General features: G+C 62.5%; 17 protein-coding genes. 15 read left to right on the forward strand and 2 right to left on the reverse strand.

Going from position 1 to position 15,516, the window contains the following annotated elements:
• Positions 1-82 precede the first annotated feature (82 nt).
• Positions 83-802 (reverse strand): SAM-dependent methyltransferase, encoded by a 720-nt coding sequence (locus HDG37_RS12370; RefSeq protein WP_184047582.1) that lies wholly within the window; start codon positions 800-802, stop codon positions 83-85.
• Positions 799-1,416: a Maf-like protein gene (locus HDG37_RS12375; protein WP_184047585.1), complete on the reverse strand. Its 618-nt coding sequence runs from the start codon at positions 1,414-1,416 to the stop codon at positions 799-801. The genes HDG37_RS12370 and HDG37_RS12375 overlap by 4 nt, the downstream gene beginning before the upstream one ends.
• Before the next feature lie 308 nt (positions 1,417-1,724).
• On the opposite strand from HDG37_RS12375, the gene HDG37_RS12380 reads away from it, so the two are divergent.
• The 15 genes from HDG37_RS12380 (at position 1,725) to lepA (ending at position 15,513) form a co-directional block, all read left to right on the forward strand.
• A complete protein-coding gene (locus HDG37_RS12380) occupies positions 1,725-2,381 on the forward strand; it encodes a DUF177 domain-containing protein (RefSeq protein ID WP_184047588.1) in 657 nt (218 codons plus the stop codon).
• Between the two features lie 102 nt (positions 2,382-2,483).
• Complete coding sequence (gene rpmF / locus HDG37_RS12385) at positions 2,484-2,663, forward strand: 50S ribosomal protein L32 (RefSeq protein WP_027198353.1); 180 nt, start codon at positions 2,484-2,486, stop codon at positions 2,661-2,663.
• Between the two features lie 123 nt (positions 2,664-2,786).
• Positions 2,787-3,893, forward strand: a complete 1,107-nt coding sequence (gene plsX / locus HDG37_RS12390) for a phosphate acyltransferase PlsX (RefSeq protein WP_090801179.1) — start codon at positions 2,787-2,789, stop codon at positions 3,891-3,893.
• Positions 3,893-4,882: a beta-ketoacyl-ACP synthase III gene (locus HDG37_RS12395; protein ID WP_184028002.1), complete on the forward strand. Its 990-nt coding sequence runs from the start codon at positions 3,893-3,895 to the stop codon at positions 4,880-4,882. The genes plsX and HDG37_RS12395 overlap by 1 nt, the downstream gene beginning before the upstream one ends.
• Positions 4,883-5,000: 118 nt before the next feature.
• On the forward strand, positions 5,001-5,936 hold the full coding sequence (gene fabD / locus HDG37_RS12400) for an ACP S-malonyltransferase (protein WP_184047591.1): 936 nt from the start codon (positions 5,001-5,003) through the stop codon (positions 5,934-5,936).
• Between the two features lie 114 nt (positions 5,937-6,050).
• A complete protein-coding gene (gene fabG / locus HDG37_RS12405; RefSeq protein ID WP_184047594.1) occupies positions 6,051-6,800 on the forward strand; it encodes a 3-oxoacyl-ACP reductase FabG in 750 nt (249 codons plus the stop codon).
• A 152-nt stretch (positions 6,801-6,952) separates the two neighbouring features.
• The gene (acpP, locus tag HDG37_RS12410; RefSeq protein WP_004197638.1) at positions 6,953-7,192 is read left to right on the forward strand and encodes an acyl carrier protein; all 240 of its coding nucleotides are present in this window, start codon (positions 6,953-6,955) and stop codon (positions 7,190-7,192) included.
• A gap of 257 nt (positions 7,193-7,449) precedes the next feature.
• Positions 7,450-8,706 (forward strand): beta-ketoacyl-ACP synthase II, encoded by a 1,257-nt coding sequence (fabF, locus tag HDG37_RS12415; protein WP_184047597.1) that lies wholly within the window; start codon positions 7,450-7,452, stop codon positions 8,704-8,706.
• A gap of 98 nt (positions 8,707-8,804) precedes the next feature.
• Complete coding sequence (locus tag HDG37_RS12420; protein WP_184047600.1) at positions 8,805-9,221, forward strand: hypothetical protein; 417 nt, start codon at positions 8,805-8,807, stop codon at positions 9,219-9,221.
• Positions 9,222-9,322: 101 nt separating this feature from the next.
• On the forward strand, positions 9,323-9,922 hold the full coding sequence (gene rpoE / locus HDG37_RS12425; RefSeq protein WP_006051939.1) for an RNA polymerase sigma factor RpoE: 600 nt from the start codon (positions 9,323-9,325) through the stop codon (positions 9,920-9,922).
• A 93-nt stretch (positions 9,923-10,015) separates the two neighbouring features.
• Positions 10,016-10,630, forward strand: a complete 615-nt coding sequence (locus HDG37_RS12430) for a sigma-E factor negative regulatory protein (protein WP_184047603.1) — start codon at positions 10,016-10,018, stop codon at positions 10,628-10,630.
• Between the two features lie 4 nt (positions 10,631-10,634).
• On the forward strand, positions 10,635-11,675 hold the full coding sequence (locus HDG37_RS12435; RefSeq protein WP_184047606.1) for a MucB/RseB C-terminal domain-containing protein: 1,041 nt from the start codon (positions 10,635-10,637) through the stop codon (positions 11,673-11,675).
• A 37-nt stretch (positions 11,676-11,712) separates the two neighbouring features.
• Positions 11,713-13,221 (forward strand): DegQ family serine endoprotease, encoded by a 1,509-nt coding sequence (locus tag HDG37_RS12440; RefSeq protein WP_184047609.1) that lies wholly within the window; start codon positions 11,713-11,715, stop codon positions 13,219-13,221.
• A complete protein-coding gene (locus HDG37_RS12445; RefSeq protein ID WP_184047612.1) occupies positions 13,218-13,490 on the forward strand; it encodes a glutaredoxin family protein in 273 nt (90 codons plus the stop codon). The genes HDG37_RS12440 and HDG37_RS12445 overlap by 4 nt, the downstream gene beginning before the upstream one ends.
• A gap of 229 nt (positions 13,491-13,719) precedes the next feature.
• Positions 13,720-15,513 carry a translation elongation factor 4 gene (lepA, locus tag HDG37_RS12450; RefSeq protein WP_090801163.1) on the forward strand — a complete coding sequence of 598 codons (1,794 nt, stop codon included), beginning with the start codon at positions 13,720-13,722 and terminating at the stop codon, positions 15,511-15,513.
• Positions 15,514-15,516 lie beyond the last annotated feature (3 nt).

The raw sequence follows: 15,516 nt of genomic DNA on the forward strand, positions 1-15,516 counted from the left end.
GTCGGTTTTGGCCGATCGCGCGGACTTTGCGTTGTGAGTTTCGGGCCCTGGTCGCCCTCAGTTGCCTGGCCGGTGTCTACGTTCAGGCCGCGAGAATCAGAAAAATCGCCGGCCGCTTATGCAGGTCGATCTCCGCCTTCTTTTTCCAGTCGGCGACGCTCCGGCTTGCGATCACTTCGCTCGGCAGCGTCAGATCGACCGCCACGCAGACCAGCGTCGACGGCGCGCAGGTCGCGAGCAAGGTATCGAGCAGTGCGCGATTCCGGTACGGCGTTTCGATGAAGATCTGCGTTTGCCTGCTCTTGCGCGACTGCTGCTCGAGATCGCGCAGACGTTTGGCGCGCTCGGTGACGTCGACGGGCAGGTAGCCGTGAAACGCGAAGCTTTGGCCGTTCAGCCCCGATGCCATCAGCGCGAGCAGAATCGAACTCGGCCCGACCAGCGGCACAACCTTTACGCCGCGCTCGTGCGCGCGTCGCACCAGCAGCGCGCCCGGGTCCGCGACTGCAGGGCAGCCAGCCTCGGAGACGAGGCCCGCATCGGTGCCCGACAGCAGAGGCGCGAGCAGCTTGTCGATTTCGCCGGCCGGCGTATTGACGTTCAGTTCGCGAATCTCGATTTCTTGAATCGGCCGATCGGGGCCGACTTTCTTCAGGAACGCGCGCGTGGTTTTGGCGTTTTCGCCAATGTAATAGTGCAGCAACGCCGCGCGGGCGCGTACGGGCGCGGGCAGTACCAGATCGAGCGCGCTTGCGTCGCCTTCGCCGAGCGTGTTGGGAATGAGATAGAGCGTACCGGTCATTGGGCCCCCAAAAGCGGGTAGTTGGCCGCGAGCAGCATGTGCGACAGCGCGATAAGCGGCAGGCCGACGAGCGCGGTCGGGTCGTCGGAATGGATGGCCTCCAGCAGCGCGATGCCAAGCCCTTCGGATTTGGCGCTGCCGGCCACGTTGTACGGGGTTTCAGCGTGCAGGTAGGCGTCGAGCGCCGCGTCCGGCAGATCGCGAAAGCGCACGCGGGTGATCACGTCGATCGTTTGCGCGCCGTCCGTCGCGCTGTCGAACAGACACAGCGCGCTGTGGAACAACACGTCGCGGCCGCGCATCGCCTGCAATTGCGCGAGCGCCCTGTCGTGCGTGCCGGGTTTGCCGATCTGCAGGCCGTCGTAGGTGGCGACCTGGTCGGAGCCGATCACGAGCGCGTGTTCGTCGGCGGCGAGGCCTTGGGCGACCGCACGCGCTTTGGCTTCGGCGAGGCGCAGCGCAGTGGCTTCGGGCGTTTCGGCGGCGAGCCGGGTTTCGTCGATCGCAGGCACGACGACGTCGAACGGCACGCGCAGGCGTTCGAGCAACTCGCGGCGATACCGCGAACTCGACGCCAGAATCAGGCGTGGCGGGCGTTTGGAGGATTCAGGCATAGTTTGCGGGCAACGGGAGTGGCGGGTCGTACGGGGTCGCGCGAGGCTCCCGTACGTACGGGCTTAAGTGTTTGACTCGAAAAGACAAAACGGATATGATTTCGGGCTTTTCACGGTATGCTTGCACTTGAAGGGTCTCGGCGCGTTCAGCGGCTTTCGGCAGTCGGAAGGTTGAAGAAAGCCCGGCAGGGTGAACGCAATGGCCGCGGGCCCCACTGGCTGCCCCGCACACCGGATTATCTTCGCGGCGGATCTGATCATCCTTCGCGAATCACCCCGGCAACATGCTTGCCGACGCAGGAGCGCACATGACTCAACATCCTGGCAAACCTGCAGGTCTGTCCGACCCGCATGAACTCGATCTGTTCGAATTTGCGCGGAGCGGGCGTCAGGCCGCGGGTGTCGTGCGCGTCTCGCAACTGCCGCGCATGTTAAACGAAGTCCCGGCGGAAGCGCCAGATCGCGACACCGCGTTCACATGGCAGGCCGAAGGGACGACGCAGCCGGAATTGCAGGACGATGGCACCGAAGGTTCCCAGCCTTATCTGCGGCTGGCGATTCACGGTGCCGCGTGGCTCGAATGCCAGCGGTGCTTGACGCCGTATTCGCAGGCGTTCAACGTCGATGCAACTTACCGGATCGTCAATACGGAGGCGGAAGCCGAAGAGTTTCCGCTGGACGAGGATGAAGTCGAGGTGGTCGTCGGCTCGCGCCAGTTCGATCTCATCGACTTGATCGAAGAAGAGTTGCTGCTTTCCTTGCCGCTCGTGCCCAAACACGAGGTCTGTCCCGAAGTGCACGAAAGCCTTGTCTCGGGCACGGACGGTAGCGAACGCGAGGGCGACGAAGCCGCGCAGGAAGAAGCTGGCGATGCCAGCAAGCCGGACCAGTCCAGCGAACGGCGCAATCCGTTCGCGGCGCTCGAAAGTCTGAAACGCGACGAACCGGGCGGCAAGAAGCGCTAAACAGTTGCAGGGGGCGCGATGAGGGCGCATTGGTCATTCGGCCAGTGGTTAAGTCCGTGTCGGTCTGTGTTAGAATTCGGAAAATTTTTTGGAGTTTTAGTCATGGCAGTTCAACAAAACAAGAAGTCGCCGTCGAAGCGCGGCATGCACCGTTCGCACGATTTCCTGACGGCAGCGCCGATGGCCGTCGAGCCGAGCACGGGCGAAGTGCATCTGCGTCACCACATTAGCCCGAACGGCTACTATCGCGGCAAGAAAGTCGTCAAGACGAAGAACGACTAATCGTTGACTGCGATGCGCCCTGTGGCGTTTCGCGTAGCGATCGGCTCGCTTGACATTTTCCCGGTTCGGCAAAAAGGCGGCATTCAACTGCCGCTTTTTTGTGTCTGAAATTCGTCGCACTCCATGACAGTAAAGCTCACGATAGATTGCATGGGAGGCGACCACGGCCCGTCCGTGACCGTTCCCGCTGCCGTCAACTTCGTTCGTTCGCATCCCGACGCGCAGTTGCTGCTCGTCGGCATTGAAAGTGCGATTCGTGCGCAGCTGAAGAAGCTCAAGGCTCAGGATCTGCCGGCGCTGACCGTCGTACCTGCTACCGAGGTCGTCGCGATGGACGACCCGGTCGAGGTCGCGCTGCGCAAGAAAAAAGATTCGTCGATGCGCGTGGCGCTGAATCGCGTCAAGGAAGGCGAGGCGCAAGCCTGCATTTCCGCCGGCAATACCGGCGCGTTGATGGCGGTCTCGCGCTATGTGCTGAAAACGCTGTCGGGCATCGAACGCCCGGCCATCGCGTTTGCCCTGCCTAATCCCACCGGCTATACGATGATGCTCGACCTGGGCGCCAACGTCGACTGCGAGCCGCAGCATCTGCTGCAGTTCGCCGAGATGGGGCACGCGCTTGTGTCCGCGCTCGAAGGAAAAGAGCGGCCCACCATCGGCCTGCTCAACATCGGCGAAGAAGTCATCAAGGGCAACGACATCATCAAGCGCGCCGGCGAACTGCTGCGTGCGAGTACACTCAACTTTCATGGCAATGTCGAAGGCGACGACATCTACAAGGGCACCGTCGACGTGATCGTCTGCGATGGCTTTGTCGGCAATGTCGCGCTGAAGACGTCGGAAGGTCTCGCGCAGATGCTGTCCAACATCATCAAGGAAGAGTTCGGCCGTTCGTGGCTGACCAAGGTGATGGCGGTGCTCGCGCTGCCGGTATTGATGCGCTTCAAGAAACGCGTCGATCATCGGCAATATAACGGCGCCGCGCTGCTCGGCTTGCGCGGTCTCGTGATCAAAAGCCACGGTTCAGCCGATGCCTACGCGTTTGAGTGGGCTATCAAACGCGGGTATGATGCCGTCAAAAACGGCGTGCTGGAGCGCCTTGCGCGAGCGATGGAAGAGAACGCGAGTTCTCTCGAACAGGCGGCGCGCGACGCAAGCGGTGCGGGTCACGCAAGCCCGATCGCAGGCCAGCCTGCCGAGCCCTACGCTGCGCAATCCTCGAAGGCATAATGGCTCAATCCACAATCTACTCCCGCGTGCTGGGCACCGGCAGCTGTCTGCCGCCCAACCGCGTCACCAATCAGGATCTGGCTGAGCGTCTCGCCAGGCAAGGCGTTGAAACGAGCGACGAATGGATCGTCGCGCGCACGGGCATCCATGCGCGTCACTTCGCCGAGCCGGACGTCACGACCAGCGACCTCGCGTTGATCGCCTCGCAGCGAGCGATCGAAGCGGCGGACATCGATCCGCAGTCCATCGACCTGATCGTCGTCGCCACCTCCACGCCGGACTTTGTGTTCCCGAGCACCGCCTGCCTGCTGCAGAACAAGCTCAGGATCAAGAATCACGGTGCCGCGTTCGACATACAGGCGGTCTGCTCCGGCTTCGCCTATGCGGTGGCGACGGTGGACGCCCTGATTCGCAGCGGCCAGCATCGCACGGCGCTCGTGGTCGGCGCGGAAACTTTCTCGCGCATTCTCGATTTCAACGACCGCACCACCTGCGTGCTGTTCGGCGACGGCGCCGGCGCAGTGATCCTGCAAGCGTCCGACGCACCGGGCGTGCTTTCGAGCGCGCTGCACGCGGACGGCAGCCATTCGAACATTCTGTGCACGCCGGGCAACGTGAATGGCGGCGTGGTCGCCGGCAGCGCCTTCCTGCACATGGACGGTCAGGCGGTGTTCAAGCTTGCCGTCAACGTGCTCGAGAAGGTCGCGATCGAAGCATTGGAAAAAGCCGATCTGAAGCCCGAGCAGATCGACTGGCTGATTCCGCATCAGGCCAACATCCGCATCATGCAAAGCACCTGCCGCAAGCTCGGCCTGCCGCAGGAGCGCATGGTCGTCACGGTGGGCGAGCACGGCAATACGTCGGCGGCGTCCATTCCGCTTGCACTCGACGTCGCGGTGCGCGACGGTCGCATCAAGCGCGGCCATAACGTGCTGATCGAAGGCGTCGGCGGCGGCTTCACGTGGGGCGCGTCGGTCATCCGCTACTGAGCGGGACGACGCATTCCGGGGCGTCGCCGGCGGCGCGCGTGCGGCCGGAATAACACCGCGCGCCATCTGGCAGCCGCGGCCGGCCGCCACATCCGATTAAACAGATTTTGGGGACGATATGAAATTCGCGTTCGTTTTTCCTGGGCAGGGTTCGCAGGCGGTCGGCATGCTCAACGCATTCGCCGATTACGCGATCGTGCGTGAGACGGTTCAGGAAGCCTCCGACGCACTCAACCAGGATCTCGGCAAGCTGATCGCCGAAGGCCCCGCCGAAGATCTCAATCTCACCACCAATACCCAGCCGGTCATGCTGACCGCGGCCTACGCTATCTATCGCGCGTGGCAGCAGGCGGGCGGCCCGGCGCCGGCGCTCGTCGCCGGCCATAGCCTTGGCGAATACACGGCGCTCGTCGCGGCCGGCGCGCTCGCGTTTCGCGACGCGGTGCCGCTCGTGCGTTTCCGTGCGCAGGCGATGCAAACCGCGGTACCGGTGGGCGAAGGCGGCATGGCCGCGATTCTCGGCCTCGACGACGACACGGTGCGCGCGGTCTGCGCGGAAGCGTCGGCGGCGGGCGTCGTCGAAGCGGTCAATTTCAATGCGCCGGCGCAAGTCGTGATCGCGGGCCACAAAGCCGCGGTCGAGAAAGCCTGCGAAGTCGCGAAGGCGAAGGGCGCGAAGCGCGCGCTACCGCTGCCGGTGTCGGCGCCGTTCCACTCGTCGCTGCTCAAGCCGGCGTCGGATCAATTGCGCGAATACCTCGCGAGCATCGACGTGCAGGTGCCGTCGATTCCCGTCATCAACAACGTCGACGTCGCCGTGGTCAACGAGCCGGCCAAAATCAAGGACGCGCTCGTGCGCCAGGCAGCTGGTGCGGTGCGCTGGGTCGAATGCGTCCAGGCAATCGCAGCGCAGGGCGTCACGCACGTGATCGAATGCGGCCCGGGCAAGGTCCTTGCGGGTTTGACGAGGCGCATCGACGGCAATCTCGTCGGCGCGTCGGTGTTCGATCCGGCGTCGCTCGAAGAAACGCTGAAGCTCGTGACGGCAGACTGAGCGCGCATTCGCGAACGGGTATCGACAGAGCAATGCCGCGCTGGCGCGGCATCCCTCGACAGACGAATCAACAAGAATCAATGAGCCCTATTTGAAGGGCATCCGGACTGACAGATGGAAAAGACTCTCGACAAGCAGATCGCAATCGTGACGGGCGCATCGCGCGGCATCGGCCGTGCGATCGCGATGGAACTCGCGCGTCAGGGCGCGACGGTGATCGGCACCGCGACGAGCGAAAGCGGCGCGACGGCGATCACCGAAGCATTCAAGGCGGCGGGCGTGAACGGCCGCGGCGCGGTGCTCGACGTCAACGACGCGGCCGCGGCCGAAGCGCTGATCGAAGGCACCGTCAAGGAATTCGGCGCGCTGAACGTGTTGGTGAACAACGCCGGCATCACGCAGGATCAACTGGCGATGCGCATGAAGGACGACGACTGGGACGCCGTGATCGACACCAACCTGAAGTCGGTGTTCCGTCTGTCGCGTGCGGTGCTGCGCCCGATGATGAAAGCGAAGGGCGGTCGGATCATCAATATCACGTCGGTGGTCGGCTCGGCCGGCAACCCGGGGCAGATCAACTACGCGGCCGCGAAGGCCGGCGTCGCGGGCATGACGCGCGCACTCGCGCGCGAGATCGGCAGCCGCGGCATCACGGTCAATTGCGTGGCGCCTGGTTTCATCGATACCGACATGACGAAGGCGCTGCCCGAAGAGCAGCAGTCCGCGCTGAAAACGCAGATTCCGCTCGGCCGTCTAGGCAGCCCGGAAGACATCGCGCACGCGGTCGCGTTCCTCGCGTCGCCGCAAGCGGGCTACATCACCGGCACGACGCTGCACGTGAACGGCGGCATGTATATGCAGTAACCAATTTCGGTTACTATCCGCGCCTTGATGCGTTTGCGGAAAGCACGAGGCGCATGCGTTGACAGGAACCCGATGCGCCGCTTTTTTGCCGGGTCAAACCTGATAAAATGCGCGCACCTGTATTTTTGAACTTCTTTTCCCTTGGAGGGGTAATGGACAATATCGAACAGCGCGTCAAGAAGATCGTCGCGGAACAACTGGGCGTTGCGGAAGCGGAAATCAAGAACGAAGCGTCGTTCGTGAACGATCTCGGCGCCGACTCGCTCGACACCGTTGAACTCGTGATGGCCCTCGAAGACGAATTCGGCATGGAAATTCCAGATGAAGAAGCCGAGAAGATCACCACCGTTCAGCAAGCGATCGACTACGCTCGCGCAAACGTCAAGGCCTAAGGTCATTCGCGCCTGCGTTTCTGCACGGGTCGCGCATGACGCCCTGCCGTGCCGCTTGCCGGCGCCAGCAGGGTCGACGCTATCGGGCGTGTCCATTGGCACACCATACGTCGCGCCGCTTGCCACGCAGGAGCCAGCGATGTTGACCAGCGCAACTTTCCGCGCGATTGCCGACTTAAACAGCCACAGGGCACACAGGGCGATTCCTGTGGCCGCTGTGGCTTTTGCTTTTTGTCATCTATGAAAAAGGGGTTACCGTGAGCCGCCGTCGTGTTGTTGTTACAGGCCTGGGGCTGATTTCGCCTGTTGGCAATAATGTTGCCGATGGCTGGGCCAATCTGGTCGCCGGCAAGTCTGGGATTGCCAATATCACGAAGTTCGATGCGTCGAACTTCTCGACTCGTTTCGCCGGCGAGGTGAAGGGCTTCAATATCGAGGACTACATCCCCGGTAAGGAAGCGCGCCACATGGATACGTTCATCCATTACGGCGTGGCTGCGGGCATCCAGGCGATGCGGGACAGCGGCCTCGAAGTCACCGACGAGAATTCGGAGCGCATTGGCGTGGTGGTCGGTTCGGGCATCGGCGGTCTGCCGATGATCGAAATCACCCAAACCGAATTGCTCAATCGCGGCCCGCGTCGCATTTCGCCATTCTTCGTGCCGGCTTCGATCATCAACATGATCTCCGGCCACCTGTCGATCAAGTTCGGCATCAAGGGTCCGAATCTGTCGATCGTTACCGCATGTACGACCGGTCTGCACTGCATCGGCGAGGCTTCGCGCCTGATCGAATATGGCGACGCCGACGTGATGATCGCGGGCGGCGCGGAATCGACCGTGTCGCCGCTCGGTATCGGCGGCTTTGCCGCGGCGCGCGCGCTGTCGCAACGCAATGACGATCCGGCTACCGCGAGCCGTCCGTGGGACAAGGACCGCGACGGCTTCGTGCTGGGCGAAGGCGCCGGCGTAATGGTGCTCGAAGAATACGAGCACGCGAAGGCGCGTGGCGCGAAGATCTACGCGGAAATCGGCGGCTACGGCATGAGCGGCGATGCGTATCACATGACCGCGCCGCTCGAAGACGGTGACGGCGCACGCCGCTGCATGCTCGCAGCGCTGAAGAACGCGGGCATCAACGGCGATCAGGTGAGCTACCTGAACGCGCACGGCACGTCCACGCCACTCGGCGATCTGGCGGAAACGACCGGCATCAAGCGGGCGTTCGGCGACCACGCGAAGAACATGGTCGTCAACTCGACCAAGTCGATGACGGGTCACCTGCTGGGCGGCGCTGGCGGTCTGGAGTCGGTGTTCACGGTGCTCGCCGTGCATCACCAGGTGTCGCCTCCGACCATCAATATTTTCAACCAGGACCCGGCCTGTGATCTCGATTACTGCGCGAACACCGCGCGGGAAATGAAGATCGACGTCGCGCTGAAGAACTCGTTCGGGTTCGGCGGCACGAACGGCACGCTGGTGTTCAAGCGCGCCGGATCGCCTGATCTCGGGTGACGCGTCGGTTCACGACGCCGGCTTCGCCGGCGCTTTCCCCCGCACCGGCAACGTTGGGTAGGGCAGCGCAGCGGATCACGCTGCGTCGCTCTATCGCAATGCGTGCCGCGGTGGGAGCGTTCGTGCTGATTGCGACGTTAGCCGTTTATACCTGTCTCGCGCCGCGAGTGGGCGCTTGGCAGGCCGTTCCGTTGACGCTCGCCGTCGCGGCACTGCTCATGCTCTGCGCGGCGAGGCATGACGCGGCGCAGGCCATCGCGCTGCATGTCGCGATGGGCGAGATTTCCGCCTGGAACCACGCGGGTGAGTTGCTCGCGCGGGGCCGCATGGTCGGTTGCGCGCAGTGGAGCGGCCGTTTGCTGGTGCTTGAGTTCGATCCCGAGGGTGGTCGAAGGCGCGGCCTCATGCGCGCACCGACGGGTCGCAGGCGCTCCCTGCTGCTCGCCGCGGACGCGCTGCCGTTCACTGTTTTCCGCGAACTTTCCGTGCTGGGCCGGCGTGCGGCCGGCGCCTGACTGTAACGACTGTAACCGCTGTTACCGTAGTAACGTGCCCTCACCAGGGGGACGCTACAATGGTCCCCCGCCATGCGCCCTATAGTTAACGGATTTATCAGGTGAGCGAAAAAGAAATTGATCAGGTGCTGGTCGAGCGCGTCCAGAAGGGCGACAAGGCCGCGTTCGAGCTTCTGGTCTCCAAATACCACCGCAAGATTCTCCGGCTGATCTCGCGTCTCGTGCGGGACCCCGCCGAAGTCGAAGACGTCGCGCAAGACGCTTTTATCAAGGCGTATCGCGCCTTGCCGCAGTTTCGCGGCGAGTCGGCGTTTTATACGTGGTTGTACCGGATTGCGGTCAATACCGCGAAGAACTACCTTGCCACCCAGGGCCGGCGCGCGCCGACCTCGACCGAAGCGGATGCTGAAGAAGCTGAAACTTTCTCCGATGCCGACCAACTAAGGGATATCAACACACCTGAGTCGATGTTGATGAGCAAGCAGATCGCAGAGACGGTCAATGCTGCGATGGCGGTTTTACCGGAAGAATTGCGCACCGCCATTACTCTCCGAGAAATTGAGGGTTTGAGTTACGAGGAAATCGCCGAGATGATGGGTTGCCCGATTGGCACAGTCAGATCACGAATTTTCCGCGCTCGCGAAGCCATTGCGGCAAAATTGCGACCGTTGCTTGACACACCCGAAGGCAAGCGTTGGTAGACGTTTCCGAACGTCCAGCTGGCTTGGCGGGGCAGCGGTGCAATATCTGGATTAGTGGTGTCACTACGGGGTATTTGGAAGATGGAGAGCATCATGGGGTCGGTCTCGATGCAATCGCAAGCAGGCTCGCACGGCGAGCGTCTGTCCGCTTTCGTCGACGGTGAGTTGTTCGGCGAAGAGCATCTGAATCTGGACAAGTTTTTTGCGGAGCTGGGCGGCGATGATCGCGCTGCCTGGTCGAGCTACCACCTGATCGGCGACGCGCTACGTTCCGACGATCTGGCAATCAGCCCCGCACGGAGCAGTGCATTTCTGAGCGAGTTTGCCGCGCGTCTTGAAAGCGAGCCGCATGTGCTGGCGCCCGCCGCCGCGTCTGCATCGGTCGCGCGCCGCCTGCTCGGGCTGCGCCGCCGAGTCGTGCCGGCTCTTGCCGTCGCTGCCGCGGCCGCTACGTTGACCTGGATCGTAGTGCCGCAGCTGCAGGGCGTGCCGGGTGGACCGGGTGCCCAGCTCGCTTCGCTCCAATCGCACGGCGACGCGGTGCAGCGTGTCGCCATGGCCTCGGTGCCCGCGCAAGACTCCAACATCATTCGCGACGCGAGCCTCGATCAGTACCTCGAAGCTCATCAGCAATTCGCGCAACAACCGGCGATGGCAGGCTCGATGCCGGTGATTCGCGCTGCCTCAGTCTCCACGCAGGGCCAATAGTTTGATGCAGACTCCGCGGTTCAATAAAACGACTATCTGGGGGCGGTTGCCAGCATTTCTGTTCTGCGCAGCCGTGTTGTTGTCCGCTGCACCGCGGGTCTTCGCACAAGACGATCCTGCCGTCGCCCGTCGCACGGCCGCGGAACTGCTCGATCGCATCCATCAGGCCGCCCAGCAGCTGAACTACGAGGGCGCGTTCGTCTATCAGCGCGGCAGTTTCGTGCAGACGTCGCGCATCGCACATTACTCCACGCGTACGGACGGCGAGTTCGAGCAGCTCGAAAGCCTCGACGGCAAGCCGCGCAAAATGCTGCGCCACAACGACGACATGTACACGTTCTTGCCGGAGCGGCGTATCGTGGTCTTCGAAAAACGGCAGAACAAGGACTCATTCCCTGCGCTGCTGTCGGTGAACGGCGAGCAGGTGCTGTCCGTCTACGAGCCGAAGATGCTTGACGACGACCGCGTCGCGGGCGTCGACAGCCTCGTGATGGAACTCGATCCGAAAGACGCGTACCGCTTCGCGTACAAGCTGTGGGCAGACAAAAAGTCCGGTCTGCTGTTGCGCGCGCAGACGCTCGACCCGAGCGGTCAGGTGCTCGAGCAGTTGTCGTTTTCGCAGGTCCGCATCGGCGTGCCGGTCGACAAGACGGGCATCGTCAATGGCATCCGCAATCTCGCGGGCTGGACGGTAGTGCGTCCGCCAGTCGAGCCGGTCGACATGGCCGCGCAGGGTTGGCAAATCATGCCGTCGGTACCGGGCTTCCATATGATCCGCCAGTTGCGTCGTCCGATGGCGTCGCGCGAGGCGGGGCAGCCTCCGATCCCGGTCGACCAGGCCGTGTTTTCCGACGGCCTCGCGGCGATTTCGGTATTCGTCGAGCCCGTCGAGAAAAACACGCGTAAGGAAGGCACGGGCGATAGCGGCGCGACGCACGTACTGGTCAAGCGTCAGGGCGACTTCTGGATTACCCTGCTCGGTGAGGTGCCCCAAACCACATTGCAGCAGTTCGCGTCTGCAATAGAATACAAAGCTCCGAAGTAACCCTTCCGAATCCTGAAATCCCTCGGCTTGCTACGATATGACGACTTTCTCGGTGCGCAAATTCCTCGCGGCCGTAGTGGTGGCGGCGTGTTTGCCGCTTGTGCCGCATATGGCATCGGCGGCTCCCGCTGCCAACCTGCCCGACTTCACCGACCTCGTCGACAAGGTCGGCCCGGCGGTCGTCAACATTCGCACGACAACGCGCGTGTCGAACGGTAGTTCCCGCGGCGGCCTGCCGCCGGGTATGGACGACGGCGACATGTCGGAGTTCTTCCGGCGCTTCTTCGGGATTCCGTTGCCGCAGTCACCGCAATCGCCGCACGGGGGTGATAACGGGGGCGGCGGCGGTAGTGGCGGCAGCCCGGATTCACCGGACAACTCGGACGCCGAACAGAACAGCGGGGTAGGCTCGGGCTTCATCCTGTCGGCGGACGGCTACGTGATGACCAACGCGCACGTCATCGACGACGCGGACACGATCTACGTGACGCTGACCGACAAGCGCGAATTCAAGGCGAAGCTGATCGGCGTCGACGACCGTACCGACGTCGCGGTCGTGAAGATCAACGCGTCGAACCTGCCCACCATCACGATCGGCGACTCGAACAAGGTGCGCGTCGGCGAATGGGTCGTCGCGATTGGTTCGCCGTTCGGTCTCGAAAACACGGTGACTGCCGGTATCGTCAGCGCGAAGGGACGCGACACCGGCGACTACCTGCCGTTCATCCAGACTGATGTGGCCGTCAATCCGGGCAATTCGGGCGGTCCGCTGATCAACATGCAGGGCGAGGTGATCGGCATCAATTCGCAGATCTATAGCCGCACCGGCGGGTTCATGGGCATTTCGTTCGCGATTCCGATCGACGAGGCGATGCGCGTGGCCGATCAGCTGAAGAGTTCGGGCAAGGTGGTGCGCGGCCGCATCGCGGTGGCGATTGGTGAAGTGACGAAGGACGTCGCCGAGTCGCTCGGTTTGCCGAAGGCGCAGGGCGCGCTTGTGAGCAGCGTGGAGCCGGGCGGACCCGCCGATAAGGCCGGCGTGCAGCCGGGCGACATCATCCTGAAGTTCAACGGTCATTCGGTCGACACGGCGACGGACCTGCCGCGCATGGTCGGCGATACGAAGCCGGGCACAAAGACGTCGATCACCATCTGGCGCAAGGGTCAAACGCGCGAACTGCCGGTCACGATCGCAGAAATGCAGCCGGACAAGGTCGCGAAGGCGGATCAGAAGAAGCCGCAAGCGCCGAAGCAGCGCGCAACCAACGCGCTCGGCATCGCGGTCAGCGACATTCCCGCCGATCAGCAGAAAGCGCTGAAGATTCAGAACGGCGTGCAGATCGACGCGGTCGACGGTCCGGCCGCGCGTGTCGGGCTCCAAAAGGGCGACATCATCCTGCGGATTGGCGATACGGATGTGACGAGCACGAAACAGTTCGACGAGCTGACCTCACACCTCGATTCGCAGAAGATGGTCGCATTGCTGGTTCGTCGCGGCGACAACACGCAGTTCGTGCCGATTCGTCCGCGCAGCGCGCAGAAATGACGAAGACGACATCGCTCACGCTCTATGGGCGCGCGTGGTGCCATCTGTGCGAGGACATGCGCGCTGCGCTCGAGCCGTTGCTGGCCGAGTTCGGAGCGCAGCTGGCGGTGATCGACGTCGACAGCGATCCGTTGCTCGAAGCGCGTTACAACGAGTTGGTGCCAGTGCTGGTTTGCGATGGCGTCGAACTGTGCCACTATCATCTCGACGAAGCGCCCGTGCGGGCAGCATTGGCTGCACATGCGTCGCGTGTCGCGGCGGCATCCTGATACGCACCCGCGGGGCATCTGGTTTCGCGCGATCCATGCGCATTTTTGCCGCGGCTCATTGCGATGCGCGCGGTAATTTTCTCGCATCCTCTACGCCGTCTTGAGGCCCGCGCTTCGCAAGATGCGCCGGCCGATGGGCTTTTCGGCTAAAATAGATAAGATTTTCACCTACTTACAAGGCGTGCTCCGCTATTGTCCGGGGCGCGCCTTTTCGCTTGATCGGCACTGAATGGATCATATTCGTAACTTCTCGATCATCGCGCACATCGACCATGGCAAGTCGACGCTCGCCGATCGCATCATCCAGATTTGTGGCGGTTTGTCCGACCGCGAGATGGAAGCTCAGGTGCTCGACTCGATGGATCTCGAGCGCGAGCGCGGCATTACCATCAAGGCGCAAACCGCCGCGTTGTCGTATCGCGCGCGCGATGGGCAGCTCTACAACCTGAACATGATCGACACCCCGGGCCACGTCGACTTCTCGTACGAAGTCAGCCGCTCGCTGTCCGCGTGCGAAGGTGCGCTGCTCGTCGTCGACGCGAGCCAGGGTGTGGAGGCGCAAACCGTCGCCAATTGCTACACGGCCATCGAACTCGGCGTCGAAGTGGTGCCGGTGTTGAACAAGATCGATCTGCCGGCGGCGAACCCCGAAAACGCGATCGCCGAGATCGAGGACGTGATCGGCATCGACGCGACCGACGCGACGCATTGCAGCGCGAAAACGGGCCTCGGCGTCGAAGACGTGCTCGAAGCGCTGATCGCGAAAGTGCCGCCGCCGAAGGGCGATCCGCAAGCGCCGCTGCAGGCTCTCATCATCGACTCGTGGTTCGACAACTACGTCGGCGTCGTGATGCTGGTGCGCATCGTCAACGGCACGCTGCGTCCGAAGGACAAGATCCGGCTGATGGCAACCGGCGCGCAGTATCCGGTTGAACATATCGGCGTGTTCACGCCGAAGTCGAAGGATCTCGAATCACTGTCGGCGGGGCAGGTGGGCTTCATCATCGCCGGCATCAAGGAACTCGCGGCGGCGAAGGTCGGCGACACGGTTACGCTCGTGAACCAGCCGGCGGCCGTGCCGCTACCGGGTTTCAAGGAAGTGAAGCCGCAGGTGTTCGCAGGTCTGTATCCGGTCGAAGCGAATCAGTACGACGCGCTGCGCGATTCGCTCGAAAAGCTAAAGCTGAACGACGCGTCGCTGCAGTACGAACCGGAAGTGTCGCAGGCGCTCGGTTTCGGTTTCCGCTGCGGCTTCCTCGGTTTGTTGCACATGGAAATCGTGCAGGAACGTCTCGAACGTGAGTTCGACATGGACCTGATCACGACGGCGCCGACCGTGGTCTACGAAGTCCTGCAGCGCGACGGCACGACCCTGATGGTCGAGAATCCGGCCAAGATGCCGGAGCCATCGAAGATCGAGGAAGTGCGCGAGCCGATCGTCACTGTGAACCTGTACATGCCGCAAGACTACGTCGGCGCGGTGATCACGTTGTGTACGCAGAAGCGCGGCAACCAGATCAACATGCAGTATCACGGTCGTCAGGTTCAGCTTACGTACGAAATTCCGATGGGTGAAGTCGTGCTCGATTTCTTCGACCGTCTGAAGTCGATTTCGCGCGGTTATGCGTCGATGGATTACGAGTTCAAGGAATACCGCGCGTCGGACGTCGTGAAGGTCGACATGCTGATCAACGGCGACAAGGTCGATGCGCTGTCGGTTATCGTGCACCGTTCGCAAAGCCAGTACCGCGGCCGCGAAGTGGCGGCGAAAATGCGCGAGCTGATTCCGCGTCAGATGTACGACGTAGCGGTTCAAGCCACGATCGGTTCGAATATTATTGCGCGCGAAAACATTAAAGCGTTGCGTAAGAACGTGCTGGCAAAATGCTACGGCGGTGATATCACGCGTAAGAAGAAGCTGCTTGAAAAGCAGAAGGCGGGCAAGAAGCGAATGAAGCAGGTGGGCTCGGTTGAAATCCCGCAAGAGGCTTTCCTCGCTATTCTGCGTGTCGAAGACAAATAAGTT

This window comes from Paraburkholderia sp. MM5384-R2, from assembly GCF_014201025.1.
GTDB lineage: Bacteria > Pseudomonadota > Gammaproteobacteria > Burkholderiales > Burkholderiaceae > Paraburkholderia > Paraburkholderia tuberum.